The sequence below is a fragment of the Flavobacterium sp. genome (assembly GCF_039595935.1).
Classification (GTDB): Bacteria; Bacteroidota; Bacteroidia; order Flavobacteriales; family Flavobacteriaceae; genus Flavobacterium.
In genome coordinates this window covers 2,253,457-2,270,681 of sequence record NZ_JBCNKR010000006.1, presented here as the reverse complement: position 1 = coordinate 2,270,681, position 17,225 = coordinate 2,253,457, and the positions used below count along the sequence as shown (strand labels likewise).

Below are 17,225 nucleotides of genomic sequence, written 5' to 3'. Positions count from 1 at the left end.
GGGATCTAGAGTTAATAAAAGATAAATTGTAATTTTGTTTTAAAACCCAAACTTGAACAAGCTCAAAATACAATATTCTATTATATTTTTTTCAGTTATTCTACTTGGAATTCTTTCAAGAAAAATTTCCTTTATTCCGTTATGGATTGGTGATTTTCTTTACGCTGTAATGATATATTTTTTGATTCGAATATTTTTTCCTGAAAAGAAAACGCATTTTATCTTTTTGCTTTCTCTTTTAATTTGTTATTCGATCGAGTTCTTACAGCTTTATCAGGCGCAATGGATTATAGATCTTAGAAAAACACTTTTTGGAAGATATGTTTTAGGACAGGGATTTTTATGGTCAGACATTCTTGCCTATACTTTGGGCTGTACTTTTGTCTTTTTAACAGAAAAATTAATTTTAAAAAATAAAAAAATATGAAACTGGTTTTCGCATCAAATAATCTTAATAAAATTAAAGAAATTCAAAGTATTCTAAACGGATCTATACAATTATTAAGTCTGGAAGATATTGGCTGTCATGAAGATATTCCTGAAACGGCAAATACCATTGAAGGCAATGCTATTTTAAAAGCCAATTATGTAACCGAAAAATACGGTTATGATTGTTTTGCAGATGATACAGGTTTGGAAGTGAAAGCTTTAAACGGAGAACCAGGCGTTTATTCTGCCAGATATGCCGGCGAACAAAAAAATGCTGATGATAACATGAACAAGCTTTTAAAAGCATTAAAAGATGAAGAAAATCGAACGGCACAATTTAAGACTGTTATTGCTTTAAATTTAGAAGGAAAACAGTATCTTTTTACAGGTTTGGCTAAAGGAAATATTACTTTAAACAAATCTGGAAATCAAGGCTTTGGCTATGATCCTATTTTTCAGCCGGAAAATTATAAAGAAACTTTTGCCGAATTACCTTCTGAAATCAAAAATAAAATTAGTCATCGTGCAAAAGCAACCGAGCAACTAATTGATTTTCTGAATTCAAGAAAATAATTGTTTAAAATCCAACATTTTAAAGGTCAAAATTGATATTTCGCGACGTATTTTTTTTGGTTTATTTCGAAAAGGATTTTACTTCAAACATAACTTTTTGAAAATCAAATCATAACAAATATATAAATCTTAAAAATGCATTAGTATATCTGAATAATTAACAGTAATTTTGCACCCTATTTTAAAAACACATATGAATAAATTTGAACAATTAGGATTGAATGAATCGTTACTGAAGGCGATTTTAGATCTAGGATTTGAAAATCCGTCAGAGGTACAGGAAAAGGCGATTCCCCTATTATTGGAAAAAGACACGGATATGGTTGCGTTGGCTCAAACAGGGACAGGGAAAACGGCAGCTTTCGGTTTTCCGCTAATTCAAAAAATTGATGCCGACAACAGAAATACACAAGCATTAGTTTTATCGCCAACACGCGAGCTTTGTTTACAGATTACTAACGAACTTAAAAACTACTCAAAATACGAAAAAGGTATTAATGTGGTAGCAGTTTACGGAGGAGCTAGTATTACAGAGCAGGCAAGAGAAATAAAAAGAGGAGCACAGATTATTGTAGCAACTCCGGGAAGAATGCAAGACATGATTAACAGAGGTCTGGTAAACATTAAAAACATAGATTACTGTGTTCTTGATGAGGCTGACGAAATGTTAAACATGGGATTTTATGATGATATAGTTTCGATTTTATCTGATACTCCAGACGAAAAAAGTACATGGTTATTCTCTGCAACAATGCCGCAGGAAGTTGCCAGAATTGCAAAACAATTTATGAGCGAACCAGTTGAAATTACTGTTGGAACTAAAAACTCTGGCTCATCTACAGTTTCTCATGAATTTTATTTAGTGAATGCTCGTGATCGTTACGAAGCCCTAAAACGTTTAGCAGATGCTAACCCGGATATTTTTTCTGTGGTTTTCTGTCGTACTAAAAGAGACACTCAGGCTATTGCCGAGAAATTAATTGAGGATGGATATAGTGCTGCTGCATTGCATGGAGATTTATCTCAGGCACAGCGTGATGGTGTAATGAAATCTTTTAGAGGAAGACAAATTCAGATGCTTGTTGCTACTGACGTTGCTGCACGTGGTATTGATGTTGATAACGTAACTCACGTTGTAAACTACCAATTACCTGACGAAATCGAAACATATAACCACCGTTCTGGACGTACTGGTAGAGCAGGAAAATTAGGAACTTCTATTGTAATTGTTACAAAAAGTGAGTTGCGTAAAATTTACTCTATCGAGAGAATCATTAAGCAAAAATTCGAAGAAAAAACTATTCCATCTGGAATCGAAATCTGCGAAATTCAGTTATTACACTTAGCAAACAAAATTAAAGATACTGAGGTAGATCACGAAATTGACAACTACTTACCAGCAATCAACAATGTTCTTGAAGATTTATCTAAAGAAGAATTGATTAAGAAAATGGTTTCTGTAGAATTTAACCGTTTCATTACTTACTACAAAAAGAATAGAGATATCTCTACTCAATCTTCTGGAGAAAGACGTGAAAGAGGTGATTCTGAGCCAAGAGAATTCAATAATAACGGAGCTGTTCGTTATTTCGTAAACATTGGCTCTAGAGACAATTTCGACTGGATGTCTTTAAAAGATTATCTAAAAGAAACTTTAGATCTAGGTCGTGATGATGTTTTCAAAGTTGATGTTAAAGAAGGTTTCTCTTTCTTTAATACTGATCCTGAACATACTGATAAAGTAATGGACATTTTAAACAATGTGCAATTAGAAGGACGTCGTATTAATGTAGAGATTTCTAAAAATGACGGAGGCGGAAGACGTGATCATAATAACCGTGGCGGAAGACGTAATTCTGGAGGAGACTCAAGAAGAGACGGAAACTTCGCTCCAAGACGTGAAGGTTCTTCTGGAGGATTTAGAGGCGAAAGAAATTCTTCAAGAGGAGAAGGTTTCAGAAGCGACAGAAGCTCATCTTCTCCAAGAAAAGAAGGCGGTTTCAGAAGAAATGAAGGAGGTTCTGACAGAGCTCCAAGACGTTCTGAAAGCTTTGGCGATTCGTCAAGACCAAGAAGACCAAGAAGAGATTAATTTTTTAATATCTTAAAATACAAAATCCCAAATTCCTACTACAATTGGAATTTGGGATTTTTTTTATATTAAGAATCTTACTCTCTGCAAATGTGTTTTTTAATTGAAAACAATGTAATCCAATCTTCCTCGCTGACTTTGTTAATTTTCTGATAATTATATTCGAATACAGCAAAATATTTAATCTCGATTTACTACTTTTAGTGCTTTAAATCAGGATATGAAATATTTCGCAGTTTTCTTTTTTTTACTATTCTCCGCCATTGGTTTCGCACAAGAGACTGAAACTACAACTCCTCAAAGAGTATCGGGTTATATTATAAATGACGATAGTAAACAACCTCTTCCAAACGTAAATATCATTAACACCAACAAGGTACGCGGCGCAAAATCTGATTCAAAAGGGTATTTTGAAATTGATGTACAGCCTAATGATACGATTCATTTTTCTCTTTTAGGATTTCAATCTCTTAGAATCAGAGTAACAAATGACTGGATAAAAAATAAAGTAACTCGAATTCAGCTTACTGAAAAAGCAATTGCACTTGAAGAAGTTGTTATTGCTCCTTTTAATTTGACTGGATATCTTGAAATTGATTCAAAATTAATTCCAACAAAAGAAAACTACCGATACAGTATTTCCGGCCTTACACAAGGTTATGAAGCAGGTGAATATTCTCCAAATGCCTTTGGTAAAGTTTTAGGTTCTATTTTTAATCCTGCCGATATGCTTTATAATTTCTTTGGAAAAAACGCCAGAGAGCTCAAGAAGTTAAAGGATATGAAAAAAGACGATACGATAAGAAATCTTTTAGAGACCAAATACGATCGTGAAACTATTGCTGTACTTTTAGGAATAAGTAAAGATGAAATTCCTGAGATAATGCACCGCTGCAACTATTCTGATGCGTTTATTCAAACAGCAAACGACTTACAAATCTTAGATGCCATTAGTGGCTGCTACGAGCAATATAAAGTGTTGAAACGAAATTAAGTTTTCAGTCGCAGTCGCAGTTTTTTAGTTATCAATATTAACTAAAAAACTGCGACTGTAAAACTGTGACTGCAAACTATTTCACCGGTATATTCGAAAGAATTTCTAATACAAATTTCCAATATTTTTGAGCCGATGAAATGCTGGCTCTTTCATCTGGAGAGTGTGCTCCATGAATAGTTGGCCCAAAAGAAATCATATCCATTCCCGGATAATTTGTTCCTAAAATTCCACATTCTAAACCTGCGTGACAAGCAACCACTTTAGGCTGTTCACCATTTTGCTTTTCGTAAATATCTTTTAAAACTTCTAATATTTCAGAATTTACATTTGGAGTCCATCCTGGGTAAGATCCGGAAAGTTCAACTTCGCATCCAACTAATTCAAAGGCCGAACGCAAAGAATTAGCGAGATCAAATTTTGAAGATTCAACAGAAGAACGTGTTAAACATCCAACCAAAATTTCACCGTCTTTTACCACTACTCGCGCAATATTGTTTGAAGTTTCAACCAAATCAGCCATATCAGCACTCATTCTGTAAACTCCGTTTTGAGCTGCGTAAATGGCTCTGATAATCCCTTCCTGAACACCTAAATCCATTACTTTTTCAGGCAATTCAGTTTTAACGATTTCGATAGATAAATTAGGTTCAGTCGTTTTGTATTCCGCTTTGATATCAGTAATAATTTCCTGCATATCAAACACAAAGGCTTCATCAAACATTTGAGAAATAATCACTTTTGCAACACTTTCTCTTGGAATTGCATTTCTAAGACTTCCGCCATTGATTTCAGTAATCTGTAAACCAAAATTCTCAAAACCATCAAATAATAAACGGTTCATGATTTTATTTGCATTTCCTAATCCTTTGTGAATATCCATTCCAGAATGTCCGCCGTTTAGGCCTTTTACCGTAATAGTATATCCAACAGAGCCTTCAGGAACTTCTTCTTCATTATATTCTCTTGTCGCTGTTACGTCAATTCCTCCAGCACATCCAATATCAATTTCATCATCTTCTTCGGTATCAAGATTCAATAAAATCTGACCTTGTAAAATTCCTCCTTTAAGGTTTAATGCACCGGTCATTCCGGTTTCTTCATCAACTGTAAACAAAGCTTCAATTGCCGGATGCGGAATATCTTTACTTTCCAAAATCGCCATAATTGTAGCTACTCCCAATCCATTGTCTGCACCAAGAGTTGTACCGCGAGCACGAACCCAGTCACCATCAACATACATATCGATTCCTTGTGTGTCGAAATCAAAAACTGTATCTGCATTTTTTTGGTGCACCATATCAAGGTGCCCTTGCATTACAATTGGTTTACGGTTTTCCATTCCCGGAGTTGCCGGTTTTCTGATGATTACATTTCGAATTTCGTCTTCAAAAGTTTCTAAACCTAAGCTGTTTCCAAAGTTTTTCATAAACTCGATTACTCGCTCTTCTTTTTTTGACGGACGCGGAACGGCGTTTAAATCTGCAAATTTGTTCCAAAGTGCTTTTGGTTCCAGATTTCTAATTTCCTGACTCATTATATTTTGTTTGATGTTTAACAATTAAGAGTTTCAAAGTTACAAAGTTTAAATGCTTTTTTAGACACAAATTTCACGAATTAGCACTAATTAGTCACCTTAAAATCAAATTCCTCAAATACAATTTTTTTTTAGTTATAATAATTGTAATTATATTTACTTATCCAAAAATTATACTGTGAAATCAAAATATATACTTCCTTTATTTCTTTTAATCCAGATTCTCTTTTTAAAAATCCTGCCGTTTTTTCCAGATTATGTCGAGGGTCTTTACAGCAACAATTTATACATTAGAATTTCAAACTTTTCACGAACAATTTTAGGTAAAATTCCATTTTCGGTTGGAGATTGTATTTACGCTATTCTTATCTTGTCAATTATAAGCTGGTTTTGGAAAATTCGGAAAACCTGGAAGTCAGACTGGAAAGATCATCTTTTAAAAATCACAGGTAAAATTTCTGTTTTTTACTTTTTCTTTCATGTGCTTTGGGCATTCAATTATTATAGAAAACCTCTTTTCGAGAAAATGGAAATCAAAAGAGAATATACCGATGCTGATTTATTAGCCTTTACAAAAAGACTGATTGTAAAAACTAATGAAATTCAGTTTAAAATCACAAAAAATAAGGACAAAAAAATTAGTTTTCCTTATTCTCAGGAAGAAGTTTTTAAGATGAATTTAAACGGTTACGAAAATTTAGCAGCCGAACATCCTTATTTTAAATATCAGACCTTGAGTGTAAAAAAATCATTATTCAGTGTACCCTTAACTTATATGGGCTTTGGAGGATATTTGAATCCATTTACAAACGAAGCGCAGGTAAATGATTTATTACCTATGTATTCATTTCCGCTAACGGCTTCTCACGAAATGGCGCATCAAATAGGTTTTGCGAGCGAAAACGAATGTAATTTTATCGGTGTTTTAGCTTCTGTAAAAAATGACGATTTATATTTTCAATATTCAGGCTATAGTTTTGCTTTGCGTTATTGTCTTGGAATCTGGAAGTTTAAAAACGAGAAAGTTTTCGAAGTTTTAAAAAACCAAATAAATCCCGGAATTTTAAAAAACTATCAGGAAAGTCAGGATTTCTGGAAAAAATATGACACTTTTATTGATGAAGGTTTTCATTTTTTATATGATAATTTCCTGAAATCGAATAACCAGAAAGACGGAATGGAAAGTTACAGCAAGTTTATTGATTTGATGATAAATTATTACAGGACGAGAAAAATTTAGTTTTTGCCACAGATTGCACAGATTAAAAGGATTTTTTATTTTCTGTTTAATAATTAAAAGAAATATAATCTTTATTAATCTTTAATCCGTGACAAAAAAATAAACTCAACTGTAACAAAAATGTTTTCACTACTACTAATACTTATATGAGCGAAAATCTAGAACAGTCATTTGTTGCGCAATTGCAGGCAAATCAGAATATAATCCACAAGATTTGTAGGTTATATACTGATGGCGAAGATGCTCATAAAGATTTGTTTCAGGAAATCACCATTCAGCTCTGGAAAGCTTATCCAAAATTTAGAGGCGACAGTAAATTCTCGACCTGGACTTACCGCGTTGCTCTAAATACTGCAATTACATTATACCGAAAAACCAAAAGAACAATATCTACCGTAGATTATGAAAGTCATCAGCATTTTGTGAGAGATGTTGATTACAATTATGAAGAGGAAGAACAGATAAAATTGATGTACAAAGCAGTTTATCAGCTTAATGACATCGAAAAAGCATTAGTTTTTATGTATTTAGAAGACAAAGATTATCAAGAAATAGCCGAAACCTTAGGAATCAGCGAAGTGAATGCGCGCGTGAAAATGAACAGAATTAAGGGGAAACTTAAAAAAATACTAAATCCTTAAAAATTATTATGAAAGAACTGGATTTACTAAAAAAAGACTGGAAAAAGAACTCGGATTCTTTTGAACAAATTTCTGAAAAAGAAATCTATAAAATGATTCACAAAAAATCATCTTCTATTGTGAAATGGATTTTGATTATCAGTATTTTAGAAATTTCATTTTGGACTTTTTCCAACTTATTTATCAATACCGATGATGTTTTACGAAAAATAAATCATCCGGAAATTGTTACTGCCCTTGAATACCTAACTTACTTAAATTATCTGGTTGGATTAATTTTTGTGTTTATTTTCTATAAAAACTACACTACAATTTCTACTACTGTTGCAACAAAATCTTTAATGAGTGCGATTTTAAGAACCCGTAAAACGGTTCAATATTACGTATGGTATAATTTAGGAATGATCGTAATTACTTCGATCTTAAGTTTCTTTATCGCTTTTGTTTACAATCCGGATATGGCTTTCTTAAGAGATAAATTAGCTGTTAACGGAAAAGCGATGTTTGCCACAATTGGGATTTTAATTCTGGTAATTTTAGGCTTCTTTGGATTATTCTGGTGCTTTTACAGATTGTTATACGGAACTCTTTTACGAAGATTGTATGTAAATTATAAGGAGTTAAAGAAGATAGATTTTTAAAGTTGCTAAGGTTCTGAGATTCTAAGATACTAATTTTTTTTAACCTGAAACTTTAAACAAAAAAACAATCTAAAATCTAAATTCAGAAATCTAAAATCATTAATAATCCCATTGTCTCATTTTATTAAGTTCTTCCTGTGCTTTGATTTCTTCAGCTGGAATAACTTTTAAGAAAGATGGATGCTGCTCGATTGCATATTCTACTTTTTCTACAATCTGTTCGATTGTGTCGTTTTCGTAATCAATTTCAAGAGGTTCTTTAATTATGAAAGACTGAAGTATATTTTTCTTTTTCATACGAAGTCCTTTTTTATCAAAAGAACGACGGAAACCATCTATTACAATAGGAATTACAAGAGGTTTGTGCTGTTTAATGATATGTGCTGTTCCTTTACGAACTGGTTTAAAAGATTTTGTTGTTCCCTGCGGAAAAGTAATTACCCAGCCATCTTCAAGAGCTATTCTAATATTTTCCGTGTCGTTTGGATTAACTTCACGTTTTTCAGTTACATCGACCCCTTTTGATCTCCAGGTTCTTTCAACTGTAATTGCTCCAACATAAGCCAAAATTCTTGGCAGTAATCCAGCCTGCATTGTTTCTTTTGCCGCTACATAATAAATATTCATTTTAGGCTGCCACAAATACCCAATGTTCTTAATAGTATCTTGACGTCCGCTTAAACTTGCGTTAAAGACATGAAACATTGCCACAACATCAGCAAAATAGGTTTGGTGATTGGAGATAAACAAAACATTTGTATCAGGAAGTGTTTTAATAATTTCAGATCCTTCTATCTGTAATTCATTAAAACCTCGATATCTTCTATGGGTCATGGCTCCCAAAATACGGATTAACCATTTCTTGATGAATAATATATGCCCAAAAGGATTTCGTTTAAACAATCCCATAACGTCCGTTTTGTATTTTTTTGGTTAAGTCGCAAACATACAAAAATTATTCTTTTAGCAATAGTTTTATAAAATTTGCAAAACAAATCACTATTTCTATGAATATCAAATTGTTAATTTTTACGATTTACGATTTTTCTGAAAAAGTAAATCTTAAGACATCTCTTAGTTCACTTAAAATCATCGCCGTTGCTCCCCAAACAACATGATTTTGAATATTAAATGCCGGAACCAATATGTTATTTCCGTAAGAAGTTGACAATGTGGCTTCGATAATAATTTCGTCGTCTAAAAACACAGATAAAGGCAATTCAATAATATCTGCAACCTCGCGAACGTCCGGAAAAAATGAAAGTTCTTCTTTAGCAATTCCTAAATACGGATGAACTAAAAAGTTACTTGGCGGAATATACATTGGTGTAAAATGTTTTACAATCTCAATTTTTTCAGGAAGCACTCCTATTTCTTCATTAGTTTCTCGTAAAGCGGTTTCTTTATAATCTAAATCAGTGCTTTCATATTTACCTCCGGGAAAAGCTATTTGGGAAGAATGAACTCCATTGTAAGCATTTCGAACAATCAAGGTTAAATGTGTTTTTCCTTTTTTGGGATAAAACAACATCATTACAGCTGCAATTCTGGGATTTTTTGATTCAACATCTAAATTTTTCAAAGCCTGAATACGTTCTTTTGGAGCCATTTTTACATGTGACAGCTCTGCCGGAAGTTCTACTGGAATTAAATTAGGAACATATTGCAAAAAATCTTGAAAATCCATATTCAAAGTTTATTTTTGTACTTTCAAATTAAAATATAAATATACTCTAGAAAATGCGGTTCTACAAGTTTTCTAAAACAAAGCCATAAAAATGTACAGCAGAGAAGAATCACAAAGAATAAAAAGGGAATTTTGGGTAGCTTTTGCAGAAAAATATCCACGTAAATGGGTTCTTTATGACACTAAAATCAAAGATTTCTCTTTTAAATTTTATGTTGACAATAAAAAAGCACAGGTTTTAATTGATATTGAACACCGAAGCGACGAAAAACGTTTTGCCTATTTTGAAAAATTAGAAGCCTTAAAAAATATTCTTGAAGAAGAGTTCATCAAAGATTTGGTTTTCGAAAAAAACTACACTTTAGAAAGCGGTAAAAATATCAGCCGAATTTGGGTCGAGAAACTCGGAGTTGGTTTTAGCAATCGCAATAATTGGGATGCTATTTTTGATTTCTTCAACGAAAATATGCATGCACTTGAAATGTTTTATCTGGAATATGATGAGTTTATTAAGGAAATTGATTCTTTTTAAAGATTCTAAGACCCTAAGAATTCTATAAAACAAAAACCCGGCTGCTTTAATACAGCCGGGTTTTGTTTTACACCGTAAAAATATTATAAACTATAATATGGTCATCATAGTTAATATACAGCTGTTTACGATTATCTTGTTTTTTTCGGGTAATAATTGAGAGCTTACATTCGCGTCCGTCATTGTCTTTGCACATAAAAGAATAAACGATGTCCGTATCGTTTTCTTCACGCTCAATATAATCCAGAATATTAAAAAGTTGTATTTCCTGAGAATAAACTACAATTCTATGCTTATCAGTATCCAAAACAACCGAAAGGTTTACCAAATCAAGATTAGACCACTGCCCCCATTTACCTTTTTCATTTTTTTCCAGAACGCTAAAACCAGAAGTTTTAAAATGATACGACTGACTTTGAACTTGCTGCAATCCAAAACCAAAAAACAATAGTAGTATATATTTGTAAATAGAATTCATAAAATATTTCTTGCAAACATTTAAAACTCAAATGTAGTCTTTTCTTCGCTTGCAGTTCTAAAATCCGACATCATTTCTTGAACAATTTGTTCTACAGGCAAAATTTCATGGATCAATCCGGATATTTGCCCAATTTCGAGTTCTCCTTCTTCAAGATCACCTTCAAACATTCCTTTTTTGGCTCTGGCTCTTCCTAAAAGCGCTGCTAAATCTTCTTTAGAAGGGCATTTTTCATATAAAGCCTGAACATCATTATAGAATTTATTTTTTATCAATCTCACGGGAGCTAATTCTTTTAAAGTCAATTGAGTATCCCCTTCTTTTATATTAACTATCGTTTCTTTAAAATTATTGTGGGCAGAAGATTCTACTGATGCCGCAAAACGGCTTCCAACCTGAACGCCATCGGCACCTAAAATCATTGCAGCAAGCATTCCTCTTCCGGTAGCAATTCCGCCAGCGGCAATAAGCGGAATGTGAACTTTTTCCTTAACCATCGGAATCAAGGTTAAAGTCGTAGTCTCGTCACGTCCGTTGTGTCCGCCGGCTTCAAAACCTTCAGCCACAATAGCGTCTACCCCGGCTTCCTGCGCTTTTAATGCAAAAACACTGCTGCTTACTACATGCACAACTGTAATTCCTTTTTCTTTTAAAAAAGAAGTCCAGGTTTTAGGATTTCCTGCCGAAGTAAAAACGATTTTTACGCCTTCTTCAACCACAATATTCATGATTTCTTCAATATTGGGATATAACATCGGAATGTTTACTCCAAACGGTTTATCAGTCGCTTTTTTACATTTCTGAATATGCTCTCTTAAGACATCCGGATACATCGATCCTGCACCAATTAAACCTAAACCTCCTGCATTACTCACTGCAGATGCTAATTTATAACCACTATTCCAGATCATTCCTCCCTGAATAATGGGATATTTTATATTAAAAAGCGTTGTAATTCTGTTCATTAAAAACGGTTATTGTTTTATTATTTTTCCTGTCTTCTGTAAACCTTCCGATTTAAAAGTATAAAAATAAAGTCCGCTGGTTAAGTTTTCTACTGAAAGAACCGGATTTTGACTTGTTATTTGTTTCTCAATTACTTTTTGCCCAAGCAATGTATAAATCGAAATTGAGGCTGTTTCTGTTTCAAATGAAAAAGAAATTGTTGATTTTGCAGGGTTTGGAAACACTGAAAAATTAGATACAGGCTGAAAAACATCTACACTTAATGTCGAGCCAAAATTAGGAATTCCGAAACCATAATTATTATCCGGAGTTGTATATCTGTCAGCCGACTGAATAATCATATTTCTAATTTCCTGATTTGTTTTTGATGGAAATGCCTGCCATAAACAAGCCACCATCCCTGCCATTATCGGGCATGCAAAAGAAGTTCCGTTGGCCGTAGTAATTACACCAGAAGTGTTTGAAACAACCGCCGCAACACCTTGTGCCATAACATCTGGTTTGGTGCGGTTATCAAAACTTGGTCCAATAGAACTTGAAGATGCTTTTACTTTTAAAGCATTTACAGAACCAACTGTAAGCACCGAAACGCCATCAGCAGGTGAACCAATATGGTTTTCGGTTTGGTTTCCTTCATTTCCGGCAGATGCCACAACAAATATCCCTTTACTAAAAGCCATTTCTGCACCTCTGGTAATAAAATTTGTTGTACCATTCATATTGCTGTAGGTATGACTGTAATTGGCATTATCAAAAGCAAAATAGCCTAAAGAAGTCGTAATTATATCTGCTCCAACTGCGTCAGCCTGTTCTGCAGCTTCTACCCAATACGATTCTTCTACAGGATTTTCTGAGGCATCATTTTCTGTTATAAATAAATAATATGAAGCATCTGGAGCTGTTCCTACCAAAGAATTTTCTTTATAGCCTCCCATTGTTGATAAAACCAAGGTTCCATGATCATCTCCAGCGTAAAAATTCGTACTTCTGCTGACATAATCATAACCTCCTAAAATCTGATTATTATCTCGCAGTCTTTGAAAAGGTTCTGCTGTATTTACACCCGGAAAGCCGGCATCTAAAACGGCAATTATTTTGCCAAATCCTGTAAAATTCTGCTGATGCAAGGTTTGCCCGTTGAGCATTTGTATTTGATTTGCAGAAGTTCCATAAGCATAATCAACAGCTGTTTCGAGTTTTTTCTTTACTTCTGAAATTTTATTTACCGAAGCCTTTTTTGAAGTTCCGTTCAGGGTTTTATTTGCAAAAACAACTTTATCAACAAACGATAGTAATTTTAAGGCATTAATGTCATTTTGAGTTCCTCTGATATGCAGCGCATTTAACCATTTTGACTGCGCCAATACGGTTATTCCTGTACTCGTTTTTACCTGATCTACATAAGTAGTTTCTAGCGGAGCATCTGTAAGGTTTAAAGCAATATTTTGCGCAGTACGGCGGTCTAATGATCTCTGCGAAAGGGTTTGCGATGGATTATTAAAAAAATCCTGAGCATTTGGTTTTCCTGTAAAATATACCCAGGCATCTTCCTGAGCAAACAAAACAGTAGAAAACAATACTAAAAGAAAAGTAAAATTATATTTCATAGATACTCTTTTAAAAGGAAAACCTCATTAAAAAAGTATAAAGCTAAGAAATTACTCCCGAACCAACTAATTCATTTTCTAAATACCAGGCAACAAACTGTCCTTCAGTAATGGCTGACTGAGGCTCTTCAAAAGAAACATACATTCCGTCTTCAAATTGATGCAGAGTTGCTTTTTGCAACGGCTGACGATAACGAATTCTCGCCATTACATTCATTTTTTCGCCCGGTTTTAAAGCCATATCTTCGCGAATCCAGTGTACTTCAGATTCTCCTACAAATAATGCTTTTTTAAATAATCCCGGATGATTGCTTGTTAAACCTGTATAAATTGTATTGGTTTCAACATCAGTAGCTATAACAAATAACGGATCTGTAGTTCCACCAACGTTTAATCCTTTTCTCTGCCCAACTGTAAAATAATGCGCACCTTGATGGTTACCCATAAATTTTCCCATTTCTGGACGATAATTCAATTTTTGAGCTTCAATTTTTAGTTCATCTTCTAAAGATTCAGCTTCTTTTTCAATAGTATAAATTGGATCGTTTTTGTCGATCTGAACAATTTTACCTTCTTTTGGCTGTAATTTTTGCTGCAAAAATTCAGGTAATCGAACTTTCCCAATAAAACAAAGTCCTTGTGAATCTTTCTTTTCAGCTGTAACCAATTCCATTTCGGCCGCAATTTCGCGAACTTCTGGTTTTGTTAAAGCACCAATTGGGAATAAGGCTTTAGATAATTGTTCCTGAGACAATTGGCATAAAAAGTAAGACTGATCTTTGTTTACGTCATTTCCGGCAATTAATTGATAAACGGTTTTTCCGCCAACCTCAATTTCGCTTTTTTGACAGTAATGTCCAGTCGCAACATAATCGGCACCAAGACTTAGCGCGATTTTCATAAAAACATCAAATTTAATCTCACGGTTACAAAGCACGTCAGGATTTGGAGTTCTTCCTTTTTCGTATTCGTTGAACATATAGTCAACGATTTTTTCTTTGTATTCTTCGCTTAAATCAACAGTTTGAAACGGTATTCCGAGTTTTTCGGCAACCAATAAAGCATCGTTACTATCTTCTAACCAAGGACATTCGTTAGAAATAGTAACAGAATCATCGTGCCAGTTTTTCATAAAAAGTCCAATAACTTCGTATCCCTGCTGCTGCAATAAATAAGCTGCAACACTAGAATCAACTCCGCCAGAAAGACCTACAACTACTCGTTTCATTTTAAAATGTTTATATTTTTATAAGGGTGCAAAGATACGCCATATTTTAGAAAATTTAATCCCTTTTAATTAGTTTATATAATCACGCAGTAGATAAAACTTATTGTTTAAATACTTACTTTTAATATTCAATAAAGTTGTTATGAAAAAATACATTTATAGTTTGTTTTTCTTTTTAATCACAATGTCTTTGAGTGCGCAGAGGTATTCTTCTACGCTGCAGGATTATAATGCTTACAAGGCTTTTAGAGGAAAACCATTATCTGATAAATTTTCGAATATCGAATCTGTAAAAGTTATTTACGATTTGAGAAAACAAAAAATGTATTATTTCAACAGCACTTTAATTCCGCTTCATTATGATTTTGTGGTTAACTATTTGCGATACAATTATAATTTAGAAGTTTTTAATAATGAAAATTATAGTAACACTTTAAAAAACAGGGATTTTTTACTCGGAAATTTAAATCACATTAAAGGGACCGATAAATGGATTTTTGAATTGGCAGCTTCAGACAGAATGCCAATTGAGCAGATTGAACGTTTTTTTAATCTCGTTAAAAACTCAACTTTTATCAAAGATGATTTAAAGTTTTATCTGAATAATCCAGATCAAATGGAATGGTTTCATTTGGAACAATTTAAAATTCCGTGTGTAAAATCAGATTATATTTTTAATGAAATACAATATCAGGAAGTAGTTTCTGGCAATAATGTTGGCATTTTAAAAAAATACAACATTAAAGATCTGGATAAAACACAACCAAATCCTGATGAAATTATTGTTTTAGACGGAACGCCGGAAATTCTGCCAAATGTAAGAGGTATTATTGTTACAGAATTACAGACTCCGCTAAGTCATTTGGTTCTTTTGGGAAAAAACAGAAAAATTCCTATCATGGCTTATACACAAGCTTTAAAAGATAAAAACATCCAAAAATTACTTTCAAAAAAAGTCGAACTAAAAATTCAGGTTGATACTTTTTTCATTAATGAAACCAATAAAAAAATAGTTTTAAAAAATAATTCTAAAAAGAAAAAACTAACTATCGACAATACAATTACAGATTTAGTCGATTTATCTAAAATTCCAAAAAAAGGAGTTAATTATATTGGTTCAAAAGCACAAAATATGGCGTATTTGATTGCGATTTCAAAAGAAATTTCGTTTAAAGTTCCAGAAAATGCGCATGCCATTCCTTTTTATTATTATACCAAACACATTCAAAAAGAGTCAATATCTCCTTTAATAAATGAACTTTTAGCATCTACTAAAAAAGATTCGGCAGTTTGGGTAAACCAGCAGTTGAAAAAAATTCGCAATGCCATAAAAAAAGAACCGATTGACCCTGAATTACTTTCGAAATTAAATTTCGCTTTTAAAGACGCTAAATTCAAAAATTTCCGATTTAGATCGTCTACGAATGCCGAAGATCTGGATGATTTTAACGGTGCCGGATTATATGATTCTAAAACCGGAATTATGGGCGACAGCATTAAAACTTTCGAAAAAGCGATTAAACAGGTTTGGGCAAGTGTCTGGAATGAAGCTTCTTATAATGAAAGAGAACTTTTTGGAATCGATCAGCAAAATATTGCAATGGGCGTTTTAGTTCATCGTTCTTTTCCTGATGAACTTGCAAATGGCGTTGTGATTACAAAAAATATATTTAGAGAGAATTTCCCCGGAATTACGGTTAATATCCAAAAAGGAGAAAACTCAGTCGTAAAACCTGCAAAAGGAGAAATATGCGAACAGTTTGTGGCTTATCATCTTAATTCAGGAACAAGTGATGACGATTTTGATGTGGATTATACTTCAAATTCAAATCTCAATAATAATGAACCATTGTTAAGCCGAAAAGAAATGAGCCAGCTTTTTCTTTACAGTAAAAAAATCGAAGAAAAAATGTATCGTTATTGGCGAAAAAATCTGTTTCATCCTGTAGATATTGAATTTAAAATTGTGGGAGAAAACAGAGATTTATACATCAAACAGGTTCGTCCGTTTAATGATTAATAAAAAACTAAAAGATCAATTTCGTTGGTAACTGTGTTGACTAAAAGGATTTTAAAATCAAAATCCTGAATGTTTATTTTTTCCTGAATCGCTTTTCTAATATTTCCATTTTCTAAAGAAAAGTCACTGACAAAAGCAATCTTAACATCAACTGTATTTAAGTATTTTGAAGCTTTTCTGTTAACGATAACAGAAGCTGCAATGTAAAATCCAATTATTATGATTTGAAAAAATAAAAGTATTTCTATTTTTTCAAAAGGATACATTATGTCAAGAATTGAAAGTGTAATTGTGGCAAAAAGAAAAATAATTGCATTTACGGTAAAAGATTGAGTTCTAAATCTTAAAATCGAAAAAATAGCAAATAATCCAAAACCAATTCCTACTCCAATTTCAATTTTAGTAAATAAGTAACAAAGCGAAAACGTACAAAGCCCAACAATTACCATCAACGGGTTTATGGTTTCGTTATCTTTTCTGTTTGAGAAGAAATACAAAACCAAAATCGAAAAAAACAACAATAAAAATCGTCCGATAAGTTCGTTTAAGCCCATTGAATC

Annotated in this window: 17 protein-coding genes; 9 read left to right on the top strand and 8 right to left on the bottom strand. The window is 32.9% G+C overall.

Translation table 11 applies throughout. The annotated features are described in order from the left end of the window. Window positions 1-52: 52 nt before the first annotated feature. The 4 genes from ABDW27_RS19550 to ABDW27_RS19535 all read left to right on the top strand — a co-directional run bounded on the left by ABDW27_RS19550 (window position 53) and on the right by ABDW27_RS19535 (window position 4,088). Window positions 53-427: a DUF2809 domain-containing protein gene (locus ABDW27_RS19550; RefSeq protein WP_343697417.1), complete on the top strand. Its 375-nt coding sequence runs from the start codon at window positions 53-55 to the stop codon at window positions 425-427. Beyond that, window positions 424-1,002, top strand: a complete 579-nt coding sequence (locus ABDW27_RS19545) for a non-canonical purine NTP diphosphatase (protein WP_343697416.1) — start codon at window positions 424-426, stop codon at window positions 1,000-1,002. The genes ABDW27_RS19550 and ABDW27_RS19545 overlap by 4 nt, the downstream gene beginning before the upstream one ends. Before the next feature lie 193 nt (window positions 1,003-1,195). Beyond that, the gene (locus ABDW27_RS19540; RefSeq protein WP_343697415.1) at window positions 1,196-3,094 is read left to right on the top strand and encodes a DEAD/DEAH box helicase; all 1,899 of its coding nucleotides are present in this window, start codon (window positions 1,196-1,198) and stop codon (window positions 3,092-3,094) included. A gap of 220 nt (window positions 3,095-3,314) precedes the next feature. After that, on the top strand, window positions 3,315-4,088 hold the full coding sequence (locus ABDW27_RS19535; protein ID WP_343697414.1) for a carboxypeptidase-like regulatory domain-containing protein: 774 nt from the start codon (window positions 3,315-3,317) through the stop codon (window positions 4,086-4,088). A 76-nt stretch (window positions 4,089-4,164) separates the two neighbouring features. Here the strand turns inward: ABDW27_RS19535 and ABDW27_RS19530 are convergent, their stop codons facing one another. Beyond that, window positions 4,165-5,625: an aminoacyl-histidine dipeptidase gene (locus ABDW27_RS19530; protein WP_343697413.1), complete on the bottom strand. Its 1,461-nt coding sequence runs from the start codon at window positions 5,623-5,625 to the stop codon at window positions 4,165-4,167. A gap of 178 nt (window positions 5,626-5,803) precedes the next feature. Here ABDW27_RS19530 and ABDW27_RS19525 point away from each other — a divergent pair, with 178 nt between their 5' ends. The 3 genes from ABDW27_RS19525 (at window position 5,804) to ABDW27_RS19515 (ending at window position 8,147) form a co-directional block, all read left to right on the top strand. Next, a complete protein-coding gene (locus ABDW27_RS19525) occupies window positions 5,804-6,865 on the top strand; it encodes a DUF3810 domain-containing protein (RefSeq protein ID WP_343697412.1) in 1,062 nt (353 codons plus the stop codon). Between the two features lie 146 nt (window positions 6,866-7,011). After that, window positions 7,012-7,506, top strand: a complete 495-nt coding sequence (locus ABDW27_RS19520) for a sigma-70 family RNA polymerase sigma factor (protein WP_073409791.1) — start codon at window positions 7,012-7,014, stop codon at window positions 7,504-7,506. Between the two features lie 8 nt (window positions 7,507-7,514). Next, window positions 7,515-8,147, top strand: coding sequence for a hypothetical protein (locus tag ABDW27_RS19515; protein ID WP_343697411.1), 633 nt, complete (start codon window positions 7,515-7,517; stop codon window positions 8,145-8,147). A 99-nt stretch (window positions 8,148-8,246) separates the two neighbouring features. Here ABDW27_RS19515 and ABDW27_RS19510 read toward each other — a convergent pair whose 3' ends face one another. Both ABDW27_RS19510 and ABDW27_RS19505 read right to left on the bottom strand, forming a co-directional pair. Further along, a complete protein-coding gene (locus ABDW27_RS19510; RefSeq protein ID WP_343697410.1) occupies window positions 8,247-9,056 on the bottom strand; it encodes a lysophospholipid acyltransferase family protein in 810 nt (269 codons plus the stop codon). 127 nt (window positions 9,057-9,183) lie between these two features. Then, the gene (locus ABDW27_RS19505; protein WP_343697409.1) at window positions 9,184-9,834 is read right to left on the bottom strand and encodes a CoA pyrophosphatase; all 651 of its coding nucleotides are present in this window, start codon (window positions 9,832-9,834) and stop codon (window positions 9,184-9,186) included. 91 nt (window positions 9,835-9,925) lie between these two features. Between ABDW27_RS19505 and ABDW27_RS19500 the strand changes: the two genes are divergently transcribed. Continuing rightward, complete coding sequence (locus tag ABDW27_RS19500) at window positions 9,926-10,366, top strand: DUF4268 domain-containing protein (RefSeq protein ID WP_343697408.1); 441 nt, start codon at window positions 9,926-9,928, stop codon at window positions 10,364-10,366. Window positions 10,367-10,433: 67 nt separating this feature from the next. On the opposite strand, the gene ABDW27_RS19495 is transcribed toward ABDW27_RS19500, so the two are convergent. The 4 genes from ABDW27_RS19495 to mnmA are packed head-to-tail and all read right to left on the bottom strand — an operon-like array spanning window position 10,434 to window position 14,645. Then, a complete protein-coding gene (locus ABDW27_RS19495) occupies window positions 10,434-10,844 on the bottom strand; it encodes a hypothetical protein (RefSeq protein WP_343697407.1) in 411 nt (136 codons plus the stop codon). 20 nt (window positions 10,845-10,864) lie between these two features. After that, the gene (locus ABDW27_RS19490; RefSeq protein ID WP_343697406.1) at window positions 10,865-11,809 is read right to left on the bottom strand and encodes a nitronate monooxygenase; all 945 of its coding nucleotides are present in this window, start codon (window positions 11,807-11,809) and stop codon (window positions 10,865-10,867) included. A gap of 9 nt (window positions 11,810-11,818) precedes the next feature. After that, window positions 11,819-13,417, bottom strand: coding sequence for a S8 family serine peptidase (locus tag ABDW27_RS19485; protein ID WP_343697405.1), 1,599 nt, complete (start codon window positions 13,415-13,417; stop codon window positions 11,819-11,821). A gap of 43 nt (window positions 13,418-13,460) precedes the next feature. After that, window positions 13,461-14,645 carry a tRNA 2-thiouridine(34) synthase MnmA gene (gene mnmA, locus ABDW27_RS19480; RefSeq protein ID WP_343697404.1) on the bottom strand — a complete coding sequence of 395 codons (1,185 nt, stop codon included), beginning with the start codon at window positions 14,643-14,645 and terminating at the stop codon, window positions 13,461-13,463. A 142-nt stretch (window positions 14,646-14,787) separates the two neighbouring features. On the opposite strand from mnmA, the gene ABDW27_RS19475 reads away from it, so the two are divergent. Next, a complete protein-coding gene (locus tag ABDW27_RS19475) occupies window positions 14,788-16,665 on the top strand; it encodes a PEP/pyruvate-binding domain-containing protein (RefSeq protein ID WP_343697403.1) in 1,878 nt (625 codons plus the stop codon). Here ABDW27_RS19475 and ABDW27_RS19470 read toward each other — a convergent pair. Further along, complete coding sequence (locus ABDW27_RS19470) at window positions 16,662-17,219, bottom strand: DUF4956 domain-containing protein (RefSeq protein ID WP_343697402.1); 558 nt, start codon at window positions 17,217-17,219, stop codon at window positions 16,662-16,664. The two genes, ABDW27_RS19475 and ABDW27_RS19470, sit on opposite strands and share 4 nt — an antisense overlap. Window positions 17,220-17,225 lie beyond the last annotated feature (6 nt).